Below are 18,305 nucleotides of genomic sequence, written 5' to 3'. Positions count from 1 at the left end.
AATTCTGGGGGCCTCGTCGCAGAGCGCCCAACCAAAACAAGTTGGCGATGCCTTTCACAGGGTCACATTCTTGACCTGCAACCAGACGGCATCAATGATCGTGCGCCCACCTATTTCAGATGCTTGAACCGGTCTGCCATAAAATCGATGAAGCGTCGGACCCTTGCTGAAAGATGGCGGGTGGGTGGGTAAACCGCATTGATGGCCAGCTTGGTCGCCATGTAGTCTGGCAACAGCGGTATCAATCTCCCCGACTTGATATCATCATCCACCATATATTGCAGTGACAACAAGAGGCCCTGCCCTTTCAAAGCCAAGGTCCGCGCACCGCTTGCGCTGTTGACCTTGAGACGCCCTTCAACCTGGTAGGTCACTGGCTGCCCATCTACCAGAAATGTCCATTTGTTTTGGGATTTGAAGTTCGTATCGATGATGCAGGCGTGATTTTCAAGATCATTGGGATTATTCAGATCGGGCGCGTTCGCGATGTATTCAGGGCTGGCGCAAAGGACAACGGGAACCATCCCGATCTGCCGGGCCAGCAAAGAGGAATCCTCCAAGTTTCCGATCCGAATGGCCAGGTCAATCCCTTCATCCAGAAGATTGACATAGCGATCCGTCAAATCGAGCGTTGCCGAGATTTCCGTATGTTCGGCGGAGAAGTCTGCCAGAGCCTCCACCAGATATTTTCCGCCAAAGCAATGGGGCGCGGTCAAACGTAGCTGCCCGCGCGGCGAGCAATGCTCCTGACGCACATCGGCTTTGAGCTCCTCGAAGTCCTCCACCAGCCGCGCGCACCGGTCATAGAATGCAACCCCGGTTTCGGTCATGTTCACCCGCCTTGTGGACCGGTGAAACAGTTGCGCGCCCAATTCGCATTCAAGCGCGCGGATGTATTTGCTTGCCAGCTGAGGCGTCATGTCCAGCCGTTCGGCAGCCGCCGTGAACGAGCCGGTGTCGGCCACCTTCAGAAAGGTTTTCAGAAGATCGATACGGTCCATGATTTACACCATAATGGCGATAATCATTCAATGAAAGCCATCTTAATCAACGAAAGCGAAATCTTTAAGTCTAGCCCAGAAGGAAATTCATAGAAATCGGGCAGACTGATGGATGTAGCTGACATAATTATCGCGTTTGTCGCTCCAATCGCTCTTGGGTCTGGCCTTGGGTTCGTCGAGCAACGTGCTTTCGCTGCACCCAGGGCATCGGCAGTCACGATGGGTCTTGCCATTGCGGCCATCTACCTCCTGCACGAAGGCTTCCCGCCATTTCCTGCGATTACATCCAAACACAAGGTTGCCTATGCGCTCGCGGCAATTCCGGTGCTCGGGCTCATTGCTTTCAATCAGGTCTCATATCGCCGCGCCGCCCTTCTGGCCGTTGTTGCAGCGGTCACGTTTTTATGGCTAGTCCTGCGCCCCTTGACTGCGGGTCGGCTTGACTGGACCTGGCTTCTGCCTTTGGGAACAATTGCTGTCTGGACGCCAATGCTGGCGAAAGCACCAGATCTGTCCCGATCCCCCTTTACCTGGCCCGTCGCACACCTGGCGATGAGCGTGACGGCAAGCGTCCTTGCCTTGTTGGGTGGCTTTCTTGGATTGGGGCAGGTGTTGCTGTCGTTGTCTGCGCTCCTGGCCGGATATGCCCTGGCGATGTTTGTTGCCACGCTGAAAAACGGGTCGCCGAACCAGGGCCATCCGATGATGACCTGGGTCGTTCAGGGTGGGTTGCTGATCCTGCTTGTCCAGCTGTCGACCTTTGCGACCAATCTCAGCACAGCAGCTTATCTGCTCCTTCTTGCGATGGCGGGACTGCCGCTCGCGGACGCGAAACTCTCTCGCTTGCCCATGCTTGTTCAACCCTTTGCTTTTGCAGCGCTCGCAATGTTGGCGGGGATCCCCGCCATCCTGCTGGCGCTGCGAAATTTCTGACCCCTTTAACCACCCAACCACCTCTTGAAAGGATCAACTATGTCTGTCTTCTCACGTAAGGCCATTGCAGCTGCTCTGTTCATCACGACGTCTCCTGTGGCGCATGCTGCCGACCACTACACTGTCCATGAAGATCACACCTGGGTCACCTTCAGCGTCAATCACGCCGGATGGGCCAACGCGCGCGGCATTTTTCGAAATGTTTCGGGTGACATCTCATTTGACAAGGACGACGTCACCAACAGTTCTGTCTCCGTTGTGATTAAGTCCGAAAGCCTCGACACCAACTCTGAACAACGCGACCGCGACATGGGCGGTGCCGATTTTCTGAATATTGTCGAGTTCCCTGAAATTACCTTCGACAGCACCCGGATCGAGCAGACGGGCGAACGGACGGCGATTGTCTATGGCGACCTGACCATGATCGGAGTGAGCCGCGAAGTCGCGCTGGACGTGGTTTGGAACAATGAAATGCCACTGCCCTGGGACGCTTCGACAATCAAAACTGGCTTTTCAGCGACTGCGACCATCGATGGCACCGATTTCGGAATGAACCAGTTGAAGGCGTTTGGCCTTGGTCCGATCGTTGATGTCGAGATCGATCTGGAAGCTCTGCGCCAGTGACGCGCTGCATGTGTGAGCGGGCACAAATCAAAGGGAACTAAGCCAGAATGTCGAAACTCCTGCACATTTCCGCCTCGCCGCGCGGTGACAAGTCAAAGTCACGCGCGCTTGCCCTGGCCCATATTGAAAAGCGGGTCGCGGCCGACCCCACCTTGAAGATCGACACGCTCGATCTTTGGGACGAGCCGTTGCCGCAATTTGATGGTGATTGGGCCGCAGCCAAGATGACCCTCTTTGGCGAGGGAGAGATGACCGATGATCAAAGGGCAAACTGGTCCCATTTGACCGAAATCACCAACCGGTTCATTGAAGCAGATCACTATGTGTTCAATGTGCCCATGTGGAACAGCGGTATTCCCTATCGCTTGAAGCAATATATCGACATCATCACGCAGCCTGGAATGCTCTACGGTTTTGCACCGGCAACAGGGTATAGCGGCCTTCTAATGGGCAAGACGGCGACAGTGATTGTCTCCAGCGCGGTTTGGGAGCCCGGTATTGATCCGCGCTTTGGCCAGGATTTTCATGCACGTTATCTGGAATGGTGGCTGCACAAAATCGGCGTGAAAGAGGCTCGGTTCATCCGCTTCCAGCCTTCCATGGTGACTGCTGACCCAGAGGCGCAGTTCAGCGCCGCAATGGCGCAGCTTTAGCCGTTCAAACACGAACTCGGATGCGCCGGCGCTTCCGTCCGGCGCATCTCCTTCCTCTTTCCCCATCAAGGACTAAGGGCTTCTCATGACGCGAGAAAACTGCCTTCCAAACCCAGCACTTCTTTCACAACGATTGCGCACGGCGTCATTCCTCCCTGACCCCGTCAGAGTTGTGTTTCAATGCCTCACGATCTTGATTGCGTTGCTCGTCGGGGCGCAGCCCTCCCTGGCCGAGGATGACACCCCGCAGCGGATCGGAGTGATGTTGTTTGACGGCGTTCTGACCAGCGATGTGGTTGCCCCGCTCGAGGTCTTTGGTGTTGCCATCGAAAACGAGATCATCGCAGGCTATGAGATTGTCACCATCGCGCCAGAGGCCGGCCTGGTCACGACCCATGAAGGGCTGACCCTGCAGGCGGATTACGGGATTGCAGATGCACCTGATCTGGATGTGATCATCGTCGGAAGCCGCTATGACATGGACCCCATTCTTGAGGATCAGGACTTCATGGCATTTGTCACGGAACAGGCGACGCAGGCAGACTGGATTGCAAGCAACTGTTCCGGGGTTTATGTCCTGGCCGCGACGGGTCTGTTGAACGGTGTCAATGTCACCACTTATCCCGGAGGTGAGGTCTGGTTGAAGCTGAACCATCCCTGGGTCAAGGTCGACATCGGCGCCACCGTTGTGGTGGACAGCAACGTTGTGACCAGCAACGGATCCTTGGTCAGTTACGCAGCTGCCATTGAGCTTCTCAAAAACCTCGTGGGGCCAGAGCAATCTCAGGAAGTTGCGGATACCCTTTACTTCACGCGTTTGCTTGAGAGACATGGCCGCCCAAACGGCTGACGGCTTCCATGCGGCACGGTCAACGATGACACCATGACGAAAACCCTGCATCTGGCCCATCACTATTCCTCATCGGCGCGACAGGTTTGCAAAGTGGCGACAGATCCGGATTATCTCGAAATCGTCACCTCGGGTCTCCTGACTTTTTGTCACTTTCCATCAGGCGCAATTCACCAGGGGCAGCAGCTCAAGGTTCAGGTCTCGCTGCTTGGAAAGATGCCGTATCAGCGCCAAGAGATGACAGTCATCGACTGTGATGAGGACAACATGACCTCCCGCTCCAATGAAATTGGAGCGGAAAGTCAAATACTGGCAACATTCCCCGGCTGTGATTGCGCAACATGCTGGCGGCTACCGTCTTAAAGAACATATCGAGATAACCGCCGGCATCATGGCACCGATTTAGACTGCATGGGCCTGCTTAATGTACCGCAAGCGGCACGGTTCCCGGCTTGAGATCCTGACAAGCGATGCTGCCCAAGCGCACGCTTAAACAAGAAAGGACATTGGAATGTCTGTGACGCAATCTACGATCACAGGGTTTCACGCCCATGTTTACTTCGAACCGTCCTCCGCTGAGGCAGCACACAGCTTATGCAGGCGAGCCGCAGAGCTGTTTGGCGTCGATATGGGGCGTGCGCACTCGCGACCTGTGGGCCCGCACTCAATGCCATCCTGCCAACTGGATTGCAGCCCTGAACAATTCGGGAAGCTCTTGCCCTGGTTGATGGAAAATCGAGGTGACCTGATTGTCTTCTGTCACGGGAAAAGCGACGATCATCTCCTTGATCACACCCGCAACGCATTCTGGCTTGGCGAAGCACAACCCTTGAACTTGACAATGTTCAACTAAAGCAGCCGTTCGAAACATGCGCAGCATCGGTCCTCTTGAGCCCGAAGAGGATCTGCTACGGCGCAGCAGGTCCGCTGTATCCAATCGACTTCACTGGCCTCGCTCCGGCCCTTTGCCGACATCCACATGGCTGGATGATACCGGGATGCATCTGCGAAGCCGCTATTCGTTGCATTCGCGAAGGCCGTTGCCGCAAGACGGCGGCTGATTGGACAAAGCTGCCGTTGCCAAGCCTCACCTTGCGGACTTTACTGACCTCCAACGATTTGTGGCCTTCCGCACAAGATAGAAACGGTAGATTTTGCTGAACTCAGATACGCCGGAATAGCCCCGTGAGAGACCAGAACCTTCTGGGAGAGTGAGCGCGATTTGGATCTCACTACTGACGCATACGGACTGTTTTTCTCAATGGGCCTGCGGCTACCTAGCGGGCACACAACAGGTCAAAAGAAGCACTCGTCGTCCTCTCCCCTGCTGCATCTGGTCGTAAATTTCGTGGTCCGACAAAGCTTTCCTGATCCATCCAGTGCCGGAACCAAACGCCTGGACGGCTGGCTGCAGGGCCTTCTTGAAACCCTTCGCTGGTTTTAAAGGCCCGGTATCCTCGTTCGTTTCGTTCAAAGCGCGAAGACGAAACGTTCAATACGTGCCGGCCCTCTCACGTCTAGCCTCGATCCTCCGCAGCGGTCCCGCGGTAAAGGAGGCCGCACCGGCTGCGATGAAACTTGATGGGAGAGAGAGATGAAGCGCAAGATTGATGCCCTTGTAATCGGTGCCGGCGTGGCGGGGTTGTACCAGCTTCACCAGCTGCGCGAGATGGGTATGGCGGTGCACGGGGTTGAGGCGGGCTCCGACGTGGGCGGGACGTGGTACTGGAACCGCTATCCTGGCGCCAAGTTCGACAGCGAGAGCTACATCTACCAGTACCTGTTCGACGAAAAGCTCTACAAGGACTGGACATGGTCCGAACGTTTTCCGACACAGCCGGAGATCGAGCGCTGGTTGCACTACGTGACCGACCGGTTGGATCTTCGCAAGGATATTACCTTCTCGTCCAAGGTGACGAAGGCGGTCTACGGCGAGGACACGGGGCGCTGGACGGTAGAGACGGATACCGGCGATACCTATGACACGCAGTTCCTGATCGGTTGCACCGGGATGCTGTCCGCGCCGTTGACGGATCGCTTTCCCGGGCAGGACAGTTTCAAGGGCCAGATCGTTCACACCGGGCGCTACCCGAAGGCCGGGCTCGATCTTGACGGCAAGCGCGTGGGCGTCATCGGCATCGGTGCGACCGGCATCCAGGTGATCCAGACCATCGCGCCTGTCGTGGGATCGATGACCGTCTTCGTGCGTACGCCGCAATATGTGCTGCCGATGAAGAACCCCAAATACGGGCCGGCCGATGCGGCCGCCTACAAGGCGCGATGGGACGAACTGACCTCGAACCTGCCGAGGACCTTCACCGGCTTCGAGTACGACTTCGAGCACACCTGGGCCGATTGCACGCCCGAAGAGCGCCGCGCGATCCTCGAAGAGACACACGCTGACGGTTCGCTGAAACTCTGGCTGGCGTCCTTCGGCGAAATGTTCTTCGACGAGGCGGTCAATGAGGAGATCAGCGAGTTCGTGCGGGAGAAGATGAAAGCCCGGCTGAAGGACCCGAAGCTGATCGATATCCTCGTGCCAAAGAAGGGCGATTATGGCTTCGGAACCCACCGCGTGCCGCTGGAGTCGAACTACCTTGAGGTCTACCTGCAGGACAACGTCCAGGCTGTCCCCGTGAAGGAAAATCCGATTGCCGAGATCGTCCCAGAGGGCGTGAAACTGAAGGACGGGACGATCTACCCGCTCGACGTGATCATCATGGCAGTCGGCTTCGACGCGGGCTCTGGCGCCCTGTCTCGGATCGACATTCACGGGCGTGACGGCATGACGCTGAAGGACGAGTGGGACAAGGACATCCGCACCACCCTGGGTATGCAGAAGTACGGCTTTCCCAACTTTTTCATGACGGGTGCACCGCTCGCACCCTCCGCTGCACTCTGCAACATGACCACCTGCCTGCAACAGCAGACCGAGTGGATCACGGAGTGCATCAGGGCCATACGCGCCAACGGGGCCTCGGTGATGGAACCCACCGCAGAAGCTGAGGACGCCTGGGTGAGGCATCACGACGAGACGGCGAATGCCACACTGATCGCGAAGACGAACAGTTGGTACAACGGCGCGAACGTGGCGGGCAAACCGCGCCGTGTCCTGTCCTACACGGGCGGCGTCGGGACGTACCGGGCGAAGTGCCAGGAGATCGCCGACAAGGGCTACGAGGGGTTTGCCATGACAAAGGTGCCCATGGTGACAGAACCGGCAGAGTGATCCTGGTTGCGGCGGGTCTTGCCCTGGGACCCGCCGTGCCTTGACCATTGCGTCCGGCGCCGACCGGTGGCCTATTGAGCCTGCCGCCGAAAGACGGCGGGCGTCTTGCCGATGGCAACACGGAACATCCGCGTCAGATGGGCCTGGTCGGAGAAGCCGCAATCGAGTGCGACGGTCTTTATCGGTGCATCCGTGGATGCAAGAAGGCGCTGTGCCCGCGCCATGCGCTGTGCGGTGACAAAGGCATAGGGCGGTTTGCCGAAGCTGCTGCGGAACTGGCGGGCGAACAGGCAGGGTGTCAGACCCAGCGCATCCGCCATGGACTTCAGGTCAAGCCCGCTGGCGAGATGGGTATCGATGAACTCTACGATCTGGCGTTGTTGTGTTGCGGTCAGCGCACCATCCGTACCTGTGACCGGCCTTCGGATATCGGCATAGCGCCGCAGCAGATGAACGACCAGCGCCCGTGACACGCTGTCGACATAGAGCGCTCCGCCGAGGCCCTTTGTCTCGGCCTCTCGCGCGATCTGCTCCATGGCCAGCGTCATGACAGGGTCTTCCGTGCGCAGCACATCGGCGAGAGACACCTCCGTGACAGCGCAGTCCAGCACCTCGCTTGCCACTTCTGCCACCAGCGCGCCGGACAGGTAGACATGAGTGACATCGATGGGCTCTATCCAGTTCCAGTTCACACGCTGTGCCCGGGTCAAAAGCGAAGCAGCGCCGGGTCCGAGTGTCTCGCGGGTCCAGCGTCCTTCATAGCGGCGCTGCATCGGCGTAACCCCGTTGCGATAGCCAACGAGCAAGAAGTCCTTCATGCTCGGCACGATCACGTCCTGACCTTCGTAATGGTAAGACCGACAGGCCACGTTCTTCCAGCCGAGCCCGTCGCTGGCCAGCAAGACCCGGCCCGGCACCCAGTCGGGCAGTTCCTGGTAATTGATGAACTCGCTCATTACGCATCCTCCTCCCAAAGACATGCGAAAACGAAATCGGGGGCGGTTGTGCCGCCCCCGTGCAGAGTAGATCAGCTGTTGCGGATCGCGTCGTAGACCGCAGTCTCGAAATCGAGGTAGCCGGTAAAGGAGGTCGGGTCGCCGAAGGGAAGGATCTGTGTCGCCCAGTAACCTCCCACGCCGGAGGCACGGTCGATCCAGTAGAAGCTGTTCGCCAGCCCGGCCCAGCCGATGGCGCCCGCAGGCCGGCCGGTGGGGGCTTCCTCGGTATTGACCATGAAGGTATAGGACCAGTCCTTGCCGAGGCCCGGGAAGAACTCCGCGTCGTTCGAAAGCGACGGGATCACACCCGGCAGCATCACCACCTTCTGCGGCGGGGTAAGACCGCCCTTCACCGCCCATTCGACGGTCTCGGGCTTCAGTACCCTGCCTGTGGGACCGTTGCCGTCGTTCAGCCACATGCGGATGAACTTCATGTACTCGGGGATCGTGCCGTAGAGACCGTGACCACCCATGTCGACCTCGGGGTTGTCCGGCAGGGCGAAATCATCCATCGGCGTCAGCGACCCATCTTCGCTGCGCGCGTGTATCGTGGCTGTACGGGCCTTCATCGCGTCGGAGCGCGTAAAGGCGATCTCGTCCATGGCAAGCTGGTCGAAGACCCGCTCCCGCATGACCTCGCCCAGCCGCTTGCCCCGGATACCCTCGACCACCTGCCCGACCCAGTCGATGTTGGTGCCATATTCCCATTTCTCGCCCGGGTCGAAAAGCAGTGGGGTCTCGATGGCAGCGCGGGTGCCGGTGACGACCGACGGCTGGCCGTGCTCCTCGGCCATGCGCTTGTAAAGCTCGTTGAAGAAGTCGTAGCCGAAACCGCCCGTGTGCAGCAGCAACTGCCGGGTCGTGACGTCGGATTTCGGCGCGCGCAAGCGCGGCTGGCCGTTGGCGTCGAAGCCCTCCAGCACTTGCAGGTCGCCGAGGGCGGGCGCGTAGTCCTTTGCGGGCGCGTCAAGATCCAGCAGTTCTTCCTCCACGCATTGCAGCGCGCAGGTTCCCGTGATGGCCTTGGTGGTGGAAAAGATGGCAAAAACCGTATCCTCTGTCATCTCCTCATCGCCCAGCCGACGTTCTCCCGCCGCGCCGCTGTAGATGTCGTTCTCCCTGTTCGTGACCATTGCAACGACGCCCGGAACGCGTGCCGGTCCCGTGGTAACTCCGCGCAAGACCTTGTCCAGTGCCGATACGAGGTTTTCGGTGTGAATGTCCTTCATGATGTCCTCCCTTGAACAGTGCATCCGAGAATGCCTGTCCAATGAGGGCCGGGCTGTCACCCAGCGGCAGGACCTGTCCGAATTCGGAAGCCGATTTACCTGCGCGCGCCCCGCGCCCGCGTCTGCGAGGGCATTTCGCCAAACCGTTCGCGATAGCGCCCGGCCAGCGCGCCGAAATTGCTGAACCCCCAGGTGCTGGCAATCGCGGTTACAGTTTCTTCCTCTGGTCGCGTCTCCAGGTCCCTGCGGAAGCCTTCCAGCCGTCGCGCCGCAAGGAAGGCACGCGGCGACAGGCCGCGGAACCGGCTGAACCCACCCGAAAGCGTCCGCGCCGAGACGCCCACACGCCGGGCGACATCGCCGATGGAGGGGGCTTCGCGGGCTTCGGCTTCCATGATTTCCTCTGCCCGGCGGACATATCCAGGTGCTGCACAGCGCGCGCCATTTTGCAGGGAAAATCCCGCCGCCCCGGCCCACTGCCGGAGCAATTCGACGCAGAGCATCTCTTCGATGTGACGCGCCATGGCAGCATCGCTTGCACCGCTGCCGGCCTGAACCAACGTCCGCGCTGCGTAGTCCAGTAACGACAACCAGGTTGAGCCCGGTCCACCGAACTTGACCCGCCGCGTCCATAACCCGTCATCCGGTACGAAACCGAACCAGCGTTCTGCCGTCTCGGCGATGACTTGATGCGGGATGGTCAGGTTCAGTTGCATATGGTCTGGATTGCCTTCCAGCCAGTATTCCGTTCGCGAACAATCCACCACGAAACTGTCCCCGGCGCCGGCGGCGACCGATCCGCCATCCGTCTGGTGGTCAAGCGCCCCTTGCAACGTGTTCAGCACGAGAATGTTTCCGGCCTGCGGATCGAACTGGTCGAGATGGATTCCCGTGCCGTAGGAAAAACGCGTCATGGTCAGGCGCCCTGCACGGGCACTTATCATTGTGGCGTCCGGGCGTGAAAACCTCACCAGTGGCCGCACCCTGTAAGGCATGTAGACCGATTGGCAGAAGGCCTCCACCTCGTCCCAATCTGCGGACCGCGTGGCGGATCCGTGGCGGATCAACCGACCTCCGGCATCCCGCAAGAGGGCGTCGTGCAACAAAATCCCGCTCCTCCTCGCGATTTTGATCTTAGGAAATGCTAGCACAGTTCTCAGGCGCCAGCACTTGCTTTGTCTCGCGCTTTAAATGCACGTCAGTTCGAACGTAGGATGCGAAACGCCGTTGACCTTCAGATAAAGGCGCGTTCTTTCCGGAGGGAAAATTCAAGGCACTTTGCGACACGCGCGGTACATATCCGCTCTCTTTGATGCAGTTTTTCTAATCTTAATGTGAAAAATTACGCGCTTTTGTTAAGCGCAACTCCGCATATGATGCGGCCCTGGAGGCTGACACTTCTTTAGGCTGATGAAGCTCGTGACCGAATTCGGCGTATCGACTACGCCAACGGGATTGCGTTACGAAGTGTCGAAATTAAGAAATTCTGATCGCTTCAGTTTTCCTGCGTTCATGATTTGACGCCGGTGAGAGCGGTCACTTGTGGAGGAAAACATGAAAATCACACGCCGTTTCGGCCTTGCGCTTGCCGCAACCATGCTGCTCTCGCCCTTTGCCGCGCATGCGGCGGATGACTATCCGAGCCGTGCCATCAAGATCGTCATTCCTTACGGAGCCGGTGGAACGACCGACACTTCGGCCCGTCAGCTGGCATCACAGGCAGAAAAGTTGCTGGGTTAGCCGGTTGTTGTCGAAAATATGCCGGGTGGCAGCGGCACGAATGCCATGCGTGCGGTTGCTGCGGCGGATCCCGACGGCTACACGCTCATCGCAGCAACGTCGTCGCCTTCCTTCGTCACGCCTGCCCTGCGCCCGGTTGGCTATGACACATTGACGGATTTCGCTCCGGTTCTGAACTATTCCGGCCCTTATCACGGCGTGCTCGTGAAAGCGGATTCCCCATACAAGAGTTTTGAAGACCTGATCGAAGCTTCCAAGTCCGGCTCGGCCTTGACCTATGGCACCGCGGGCGCCATGGGCGGAGCGCATCTGGCGTTCGCATCTGTTGCCAACCAGTCCGGCGGGGCCCTTCAGCACGTACCTTTCGACGGTGCTTCTGCCGCAACGGCCGCCGTCTTGGGAGGCCATGTCGACGTCGCGCTTGTTCCGGCTTATCGCGATTTGGTGAAAGACGATCAGCTTCGCCTTCTGGCGGTTCTGGACGGAACGCGCGACCCGGAATTTCCTGACGCGCCAGCGCTGAAGGACCTTGGCTACAACGCCGAATTTCCCTCGATCGTGGGCATCCTCGCGCCGGCTGGAACCGATCCGGCAATTCTTGCGAAGCTGGAAGAAACCTTCACGGAAGTAGCCAGTTCCGATGAGTTCAAGTCATTCATGACCAAGCTCAGTCAGCCGGTTCGCATCATGTCTGGCGAAGACCTGAAGAAAACGATTGCCGAGAATTTCACGGCCTATCAGGAAATCGCCAAGGAAATGGGGCAATCCAACTAAATGACTGCTCGCTCGGTGGTAAAGCGCTTTCAGCCGGGCATGCCAGCGCTGACCAGTATTCTCCTGCTGGTCGGCGCGCTTGCCGGACTGTACGTGGCGGACACTCAGATTCAGGTGTTCGGCTTCGGAAACCAATGGCCGGATGCCCGCACGGTTCCCATGGCGGTTCTCGGTCTCTTGGCGGTGGCCGCCGCGTTGCGGCTCGTGCTGAACCTGAATTCGGCGGAAATGCCGGTTGGTCCGGCACGCAGTCAGGTGCGGGTCGCGATAGTGGTGCTTTCGTCGGCCGCGGCACTGTGGTCGATGACGTATTTCGGCTTTCTGCCAGGTGCTGTCTTCGTTGCATTTGTCTCCACGCTGGCACTGGGGGAACGTCGGCCTGTTTTCGTGATCGGCCTTCCTTTGGTTGTGGCCTTCGCGGTCTATTACGGCGGGCGCTACGGGTTGAATGTCCCGCTGCCCTGACGGCTTTCGTGTCAGATCCAGGTAAGGATTTCCAAATTGCTTTGGGACGCATTTCTGCAATTGCTGGATCTGTGGATCCTCGCGGCGGCACTGACCGGCATCATAATCGGGGCCATTCCGGGGCTGGGGCCCACCATGGCCATTGCGCTGCTCATCCCGGTCACATTCGCCATGCAGCCCATTCCGGCGCTCATTCTGTTGCTGGGCGTTTATCAGGGAGCCATCTTCGGCGGATCGATCTCTGCTGTTCTCCTCAATGTGCCGGGCACGCCTTCTTCGGCGGCAACCGCGCTTGACGGGTTTCCCATGGCACAACGCGGCGAGGGAGGGCGTGCCTTGCGGCTGGCGCTCTTTGCCAGCGTATTCGGCAATATCTTCAGTTGTCTGATTCTGATGGCGCTGGCCGAACCGCTGGCACGGCTGGCCCTTGATTTCGGGCCGGCTGAAATGGCCGTGCTCATGCTGTTTGCCCTCCTGGTGATCGTGCTTCTGGGCGGAGGTTCCAAACTGGATTCGCTGATCATGGTTCTGGTCGGTGTGTCCGCCGGCTTTGTCGGTCTCGACCCGATCGGCGGAACACCGCGCTTCACCTTCAATTCCTTTGCCATGGAATCCGGGTTTCAGCTCATTCCGGTATTGATCGGACTGTTTGCCATGTCCGAGGTCCTGTTGCAGGTGTTTAACCGCATAGCGGACGTGAACACTGACGAAACACCGGCGTTGCGATGCCTACCGGGGCCACGATCTGGGCTCCTGCTGGTCTTCCGGAGGACATTCTCAAGACCTTGGTCGATGCTTCTGAGAAGGCAGTCGAATCCGAGGCCTATACCGATTTGATGACCAACAAGCTGGGCTTCCCGAAAGCCAGCGTCACCGGAGAAACCTTGGTCAAAGAGATTGCTGCGGTAAACAAAGGTCTTCAGAAGGTTTACGAGAAAACCTCGCAATGAGCGGGTCCGCTCAAAATCTGCGAGACGCCTCCGGGCGTCTCGATTTTCTGATCGGACTGGTCGCCGTGTTGGCAGCAATCTTTGCCATTGTCTGGCTGATACCCACGCAAGTCGAAATACCTGCCGTAACCGATCAATTGTCGCCGAGGCTCTTTCCAACCTTGTCGGCGGGTATGGTGGGACTGTTCGGCCTTGCCTTGATGTTCCGCTCGCGGCGCTGGATCCTTGAGCCTGGTGGTCACGAAGGCTTTCGGTTTGTTGTCGAGGCGCTCGCCTGGGTGGCTTGGGCCACGGTCGTAATGCTGCTGCTTTCCTACGCCGGCTTCGTCATCACGGGTGCTGTTTCCTGCTTTGCCGGTATCTTGTTGGCCGGCCAAAGACGCCATCTTCTCTGGTGCGCCCTCGGCTCGATCCTGCTGCCTTTGGCCGTTCAGCAACTGGCCTGGTACGCCTTCTATATTCAGCTTCCCTGAGTGGATATGATGCAAGACATAGTTCTTCATGCCTTTGCGGCGGCGATCCAGCCGATGAACTTGATTTTCATTGCGTTCGGTATCTTTCTGGGCATCGTCATTGGCGCGCTCCCGGGTCTTGGCAGCGTCACCGCCATGGCGGTCCTGATACCGCTCACCTTTTACATGTCTCCGCTGACAGCCATTGCCTTCCTCGTCGGCGTGAACAAGGGAGGCACCTCGGGCGGGGCTGTTCCGGCGATTTTGCTGAATTCCCCCGGCACGCCCGAATCCGCGGCCACCGCCTGGGACGGCTACCCCATGGCCCGGCGGGGAGAGGCATTCCGGGCCCTGAAATTCGCTCTCTTTTCCTCTGTGACAGGGGATACGATTTCCGATCTCCTGCTCATCGTTCTGGTCGTCCCCTTTGCAGCCTTTGCGCTGCAATTCGGTCCGGTTGAATATACGGCAGTCCTGTTGTTTTCCTTTGCCCTGATTGCCGGAATAGCCGGCGATTCACCGCTGAAAAGCGGTATGGCCATTTTCATCGGCATCTTTCTTGCCACCATCGGGCTCGATCCGGTTTCCTCAACACCGCGTTTCACCTTTGGCCGCATTGAACTTTATGACGGTCTGTCGCTTGCCGCGCTGGCCATCGGGGCATTGGCTCTGTCTTCGGTTGTGATGCAGATCTCGGATCTGGCAACCAAACGCGTGGTAGACGATTTTGCCGCGAACCAGGCTGTAGACAAGCGAGACCGCAAACTCCCGGCGCGCGAATTCTTTTCCTACTGGCGGACCCTGACAAGAGGCGCGCTCATCGGCTCGCTTGTAGGCATGCTGCCAGGGCTCGGAGTGACCCTCGCCTCCTTCATGTCCTATGCTGCAGCCAAGCGTTCATCAAAGAACAGGGATACGTTCGGTCAGGGCGAGCCGGAGGGGATTATTGCCACGGAGAGCGCGAACAGCGCCGTGGTCGGGTCGAACCTTATTCCAACGATCGCCCTCGGCATCCCCGGAAACATCGCAGCGGCTCTGCTGATCGGGGCCTTGATGATGCACGGGGTCGTGCCCGGTCCCTTCATGCTGCAAATGCATGGAGAGCTGATCTATGGGCTTTTCGCCTCGATGATTGTCGCCAACCTGCTTCACCTGTTGATCGGGCGGGCGGGACTGTCGCTTTGGATTCAATTCGCCCGCGTGCCGCGGCGGATCATTCTTCCGCTGGTTCTGATGCTTTGTATTTTCGGAATATATCTGCCGTCCCAATCCCTGTGGGATGTGGGCGTGATGCTTGCCTTTGCAGGCATGGGCATTTTGTTTACACGCGTCGGCATTTCCGTGGTCTGCACGGTGATCGGCTTTCTGCTCGGCGAGATGTTCGAGACGTCCCTGCGCCAGTCGCTGCTGCTTTATCAAGTGGATGGGCTATCGATTCTGGCAAGTCCGGTAGCTGGTATCTTCCTGTTGCTTACGATTATGATCGTAGCGCGGGCCATTTGGCGAGGCAGCAGGAAGAAAGCATCGACAGCATGAGCAATACGGGGATACGGGAACTGGAGACCGCGTCGCTGGATCTATGTGACCTGCTGCAGCAAAAGCTTGCCGAGGAGCATAGCCGTAACCCGCGTGAAACCAAGCGCAGCGCATTGCGGCTGGCATTGATTTCCGCAATCCGCGACGGTGTCGTGAGGCCTGGTGACCGGCTTCCGCCAGAAGCGGAAATCGCCCAGCGTCTGTCGCTTGCTCCTGGCACGGTGCAGAGCGCGCTTGGCCAGTTGCAGGACCTTGGCCTGATCGTGCGCCGGCGTGGCGACGGAACGCGGGTGGCGGATGGCGAACCTATCGGCCCCAACGTCTGGCACTTCCGCTTTCGTGTCGCGGCAACCGGCAAGCATTTTCGCGTTACCTCCACTCGGGTGGAAGTGCTGCGAACCAATGAAACCGGGGTTTGGTCGGAGCACCTGGGAGAAGGCCCCTATACGGTCATCCGGCGCAGGATGTCGGGCGACGGCATCAACGTGGGTGCCGAGATGTATTTGCCTGCGGGATTGATCAATATCGACAACATCGAACTGAGCGAGCTGGAAGGCGTCAACGTGCGCACCCACCTGGAGGCGTTGCTAGGCAAACGCGCTCAGCGGCTTAGAACCACTGTCGCGACAATGCAGCTGTCCCTGCGCGATGCAGCCATGTTCGATCTGGTGCCTGATACACCGGTTTTCTTCATCCAGGCCCGCACCAGGCTAAGCGACGAGAAGCCGTTATATCACCAGAACATTTATGCCCCTTCCGACCTTCTGGCGCTCGAATTCTGACGTGGCCTCTCATCTCCCAGCGAACCTGGACACACCCGATCCACGGGAAAGCCTAACTTCTCCAGCCGGGCGCAGCTTGGATTCAGAACTCAGGTAAAAGCCCGTCTTGCCGGTGACAGCGGCAACAAGGATATTCCTTCGGCACTCCCGTTCATTCTGATTTCAGATGAACGGGGCGACCGCTACAGCCACCCCGTTCAGTCAGGTCACAGCAGGGCGAGCAGCTTGTGAGCGGCCTCTCCTGATGACGCGGGGTTCTGCCCGGTTACCAGCTTGCCGTCGGTGACCACGAAGGAGGCCCAATCGTCGCCCTTCCGGTAATCGCCACCGTTCGATTTCAGCATGTCCTCAACCAGGAACGGCACGACGTTGGTCAGGCCGACACCCTCTTCCTCGGTGTTGGTGAAACCGGTCACCGTCTTGCCCGACACCAGCGGCTTGCCGTCCGCGCCCTTGGCGTGCTTGAACACGGCCGGCGCGTGGCAGACAGCACCGACGGCACGGTCGCTTGAAGCGAATGCTGCGATCAGAGCGATGCTGTCCTTGTCTTCGGCAAGGTCCCACAAGGGTCCATGTCCGCCGGGAAAGAAGATCGCATCATAGCCCTCGGCCGAGACGGTCGAGAGGACCTTGGTGTTGGCGAGATCCTTCTGCGCGGCTTCGTCTGCCTTGAACCGTCTGGTGGCGTCGGTCTGGGCATCGTCGCTGTCGCTGGACGGGTCCAGGGGCGGCTGTCCGCCCTTCGGCGAAGCCAGGGTGATGTCGGCCCCGGCATCCTTGAAGACGTAGTAGGGCGCGGCGAATTCTTCGAGCCAGAACCCCGTCTTGTTGCCAGTGTCACCCAGTTGATCGTGCGATGTTAGCACCATGAGAATTTTCATCGGATCATTCCTTTGATTTTCAGAAAGCTTATGCGCTCAGCTTGATGACGCGTTTGCCGAAAGCCTCGCCGTTCAGCAGGCCAATGAACGCTTCGGGTGCCTTTTCCAGCCCGGCGATCATTTCTTCGCGGTATTTGATCTTTCCCTGCCTGACCCAGTCGCCCACCTGCCTGGCGAACTCGGGGTAGAGGTGACCGAAGTCATCGAAGACGATAAAGCCGCGCATGGTCATCCGCTTGCGCAGGATCGTGCCCAGAAGCAGGTTCATCCGGTCGGGGCCGTCCGGCAGCGAGGTCGCGTTATATTGCGAGATCAGCCCGCACACCGGGATCCGTGCAGAGGTGTTGAGCAGGGGCAAGACCGCATCGAAAACCGCGCCGCCGACGTTTTCGAAATAGATATCGATGCCATCGGGGACAGCAGTTTCAAGCGCCTTGGGGAAACCGTCGGCCTTGTAGTCGATGCACTCGTCGAAGCCGAGGGTATCCACGACATGGCGGCACTTCTCAGGACCGCCTGCGATGCCGACGACGCGCAAGCCCAGGATCTTGCCAATCTGTCCAACCGTTGCGCCCACCGGACCACTGGCCCCGGCGACGACGAGGGTTTCGCCCTCTTTGGGCTGCCCGATCCGGGTCAGACCCGACCAGGCCGTCAGCCCCGGCATGCCGAGAACGCCAAGCGCCCAGGAGGGATTTTCCGGCGACTTGCCCATGTTGATCACGCCGGAGCCATCGGACAGGGCGTAGTCCTGCCAGCCGCCGAAGGCCACGACCCAGTCGTCCTTGTCGAAGCCGGCCACGTCCGATGACACGACCTGTGCCACGGTGCCGCCCACCATCACCGCGCCAATCTCGACGGGTGCGGCATAGGAGGGCGCATCACTCATCCGGCCGCGCATGTAGGGATCGAGCGACAGATATTCGTTGCGCAAGAGCATCTGACCAGGACCCGGGCTCGGCACCTCTGCAGTTTCCAGCCGCAAGGTGTTGCCGTCGGGAGCGCCCTTTGGACGTTCGACCAGTACGTACCTGCGGTTTTCGGTGTCGGTTTGAGTCATGAGGTATTCCAATTTGTTTCAATGTCGTCGTGCAGGTGGGGGTTTTCCGACACCATCGCAAGGGACGCGCCCCGCACATCATGAAAGCTGTTCAAAAGCGGTCAGGCACAGGCGCCACCCCAACAGGTCAACTCGTAACTACGGACTT

Annotated in this window: 19 protein-coding genes and 1 pseudogene; 14 read left to right on the top strand and 6 right to left on the bottom strand. The window is 58.9% G+C overall.

From position 1 onward, the window contains the following. Nucleotides 1-110 precede the first annotated feature (110 nt). Nucleotides 111-1,001, bottom strand: coding sequence for a LysR family transcriptional regulator (locus FMN63_RS02560; RefSeq protein WP_148582359.1), 891 nt, complete (start codon nt 999-1,001; stop codon nt 111-113). A gap of 108 nt (nt 1,002-1,109) precedes the next feature. On the opposite strand from FMN63_RS02560, the gene FMN63_RS02555 reads away from it, so the two are divergent. The 7 genes from FMN63_RS02555 (at nt 1,110) to FMN63_RS02525 (ending at nt 7,290) form a co-directional block, all read left to right on the top strand. Continuing rightward, complete coding sequence (locus FMN63_RS02555; protein ID WP_148582358.1) at nt 1,110-1,934, top strand: hypothetical protein; 825 nt, start codon at nt 1,110-1,112, stop codon at nt 1,932-1,934. 39 nt (nt 1,935-1,973) lie between these two features. Continuing rightward, nucleotides 1,974-2,558 carry a YceI family protein gene (locus tag FMN63_RS02550; RefSeq protein ID WP_148582357.1) on the top strand — a complete coding sequence of 195 codons (585 nt, stop codon included), beginning with the start codon at nt 1,974-1,976 and terminating at the stop codon, nt 2,556-2,558. Nucleotides 2,559-2,605: 47 nt separating this feature from the next. Next, a complete protein-coding gene (locus FMN63_RS02545; protein WP_148582356.1) occupies nt 2,606-3,211 on the top strand; it encodes an FMN-dependent NADH-azoreductase in 606 nt (201 codons plus the stop codon). 193 nt (nt 3,212-3,404) lie between these two features. Then, on the top strand, nt 3,405-4,061 hold the full coding sequence (locus tag FMN63_RS02540) for a DJ-1/PfpI family protein (protein WP_162529963.1): 657 nt from the start codon (nt 3,405-3,407) through the stop codon (nt 4,059-4,061). A gap of 33 nt (nt 4,062-4,094) precedes the next feature. After that, complete coding sequence (locus FMN63_RS02535; protein ID WP_148582354.1) at nt 4,095-4,424, top strand: hypothetical protein; 330 nt, start codon at nt 4,095-4,097, stop codon at nt 4,422-4,424. A gap of 148 nt (nt 4,425-4,572) precedes the next feature. Then, on the top strand, nt 4,573-4,914 hold the full coding sequence (locus FMN63_RS29980; protein ID WP_148582353.1) for a DOPA 4,5-dioxygenase family protein: 342 nt from the start codon (nt 4,573-4,575) through the stop codon (nt 4,912-4,914). A 741-nt stretch (nt 4,915-5,655) separates the two neighbouring features. Then, complete coding sequence (locus FMN63_RS02525) at nt 5,656-7,290, top strand: flavin-containing monooxygenase (RefSeq protein ID WP_148582352.1); 1,635 nt, start codon at nt 5,656-5,658, stop codon at nt 7,288-7,290. Nucleotides 7,291-7,361: 71 nt separating this feature from the next. Here the strand turns inward: FMN63_RS02525 and FMN63_RS02520 are convergent, their stop codons facing one another. The 3 genes from FMN63_RS02520 to FMN63_RS02510 all read right to left on the bottom strand — a co-directional run bounded on the left by FMN63_RS02520 (nt 7,362) and on the right by FMN63_RS02510 (nt 10,512). Further along, complete coding sequence (locus FMN63_RS02520; protein ID WP_148582351.1) at nt 7,362-8,246, bottom strand: helix-turn-helix domain-containing protein; 885 nt, start codon at nt 8,244-8,246, stop codon at nt 7,362-7,364. Nucleotides 8,247-8,317: 71 nt separating this feature from the next. Further along, a complete protein-coding gene (gene acmB / locus FMN63_RS02515) occupies nt 8,318-9,517 on the bottom strand; it encodes a methyl acetate hydrolase AcmB (RefSeq protein ID WP_148582350.1) in 1,200 nt (399 codons plus the stop codon). Nucleotides 9,518-9,612: 95 nt separating this feature from the next. Further along, nucleotides 9,613-10,512 (bottom strand): AraC family transcriptional regulator, encoded by a 900-nt coding sequence (locus tag FMN63_RS02510; protein WP_286192528.1) that lies wholly within the window; start codon nt 10,510-10,512, stop codon nt 9,613-9,615. Between the two features lie 559 nt (nt 10,513-11,071). On the opposite strand from FMN63_RS02510, the gene FMN63_RS29705 reads away from it, so the two are divergent. The 7 genes and pseudogenes from FMN63_RS29705 to FMN63_RS02480 all read left to right on the top strand — a co-directional run bounded on the left by FMN63_RS29705 (nt 11,072) and on the right by FMN63_RS02480 (nt 16,216). Next, nucleotides 11,072-11,257 carry a hypothetical protein gene (locus FMN63_RS29705; RefSeq protein WP_209000891.1) on the top strand — a complete coding sequence of 62 codons (186 nt, stop codon included), beginning with the start codon at nt 11,072-11,074 and terminating at the stop codon, nt 11,255-11,257. A gap of 12 nt (nt 11,258-11,269) precedes the next feature. Continuing rightward, a pseudogene (locus FMN63_RS02505) lies at nt 11,270-12,031 on the top strand (tripartite tricarboxylate transporter substrate binding protein); the annotation flags it as partial. Then, a complete protein-coding gene (locus FMN63_RS02500; RefSeq protein WP_148582348.1) occupies nt 12,032-12,496 on the top strand; it encodes a tripartite tricarboxylate transporter TctB family protein in 465 nt (154 codons plus the stop codon). A gap of 36 nt (nt 12,497-12,532) precedes the next feature. Then, nucleotides 12,533-13,333, top strand: coding sequence for a tripartite tricarboxylate transporter permease (locus FMN63_RS02495; RefSeq protein ID WP_209000889.1), 801 nt, complete (start codon nt 12,533-12,535; stop codon nt 13,331-13,333). Nucleotides 13,334-13,442: 109 nt separating this feature from the next. Beyond that, nucleotides 13,443-13,919 carry a tripartite tricarboxylate transporter TctB family protein gene (locus FMN63_RS02490; protein ID WP_148582347.1) on the top strand — a complete coding sequence of 159 codons (477 nt, stop codon included), beginning with the start codon at nt 13,443-13,445 and terminating at the stop codon, nt 13,917-13,919. A 6-nt stretch (nt 13,920-13,925) separates the two neighbouring features. Continuing rightward, nucleotides 13,926-15,434, top strand: coding sequence for a tripartite tricarboxylate transporter permease (locus FMN63_RS02485; protein WP_148582346.1), 1,509 nt, complete (start codon nt 13,926-13,928; stop codon nt 15,432-15,434). Next, nucleotides 15,431-16,216, top strand: a complete 786-nt coding sequence (locus tag FMN63_RS02480; protein WP_148582345.1) for a GntR family transcriptional regulator — start codon at nt 15,431-15,433, stop codon at nt 16,214-16,216. The genes FMN63_RS02485 and FMN63_RS02480 overlap by 4 nt, the downstream gene beginning before the upstream one ends. 206 nt (nt 16,217-16,422) lie before the next feature. Here FMN63_RS02480 and FMN63_RS02475 read toward each other — a convergent pair whose 3' ends face one another. Both FMN63_RS02475 and curA read right to left on the bottom strand, forming a co-directional pair. Further along, nucleotides 16,423-17,097: a type 1 glutamine amidotransferase domain-containing protein gene (locus FMN63_RS02475; protein WP_148582344.1), complete on the bottom strand. Its 675-nt coding sequence runs from the start codon at nt 17,095-17,097 to the stop codon at nt 16,423-16,425. Nucleotides 17,098-17,125: 28 nt separating this feature from the next. Continuing rightward, entirely contained in the window at nt 17,126-18,157 is a 1,032-nt protein-coding gene (gene curA / locus FMN63_RS02470) for an NADPH-dependent curcumin/dihydrocurcumin reductase (protein WP_148582343.1), read from the bottom strand. Nucleotides 18,158-18,305: the final 148 nt, after the last annotated feature.

This window comes from Stappia sp. BW2, from assembly GCF_008107695.1.
In the GTDB taxonomy this organism is placed as follows: Bacteria; Pseudomonadota; Alphaproteobacteria; order Rhizobiales; family Stappiaceae; genus Roseibium.
The sequence above is the reverse complement of the archived record's forward strand: the minus strand, read 5'-3'. Positions and strand labels throughout refer to the sequence as shown.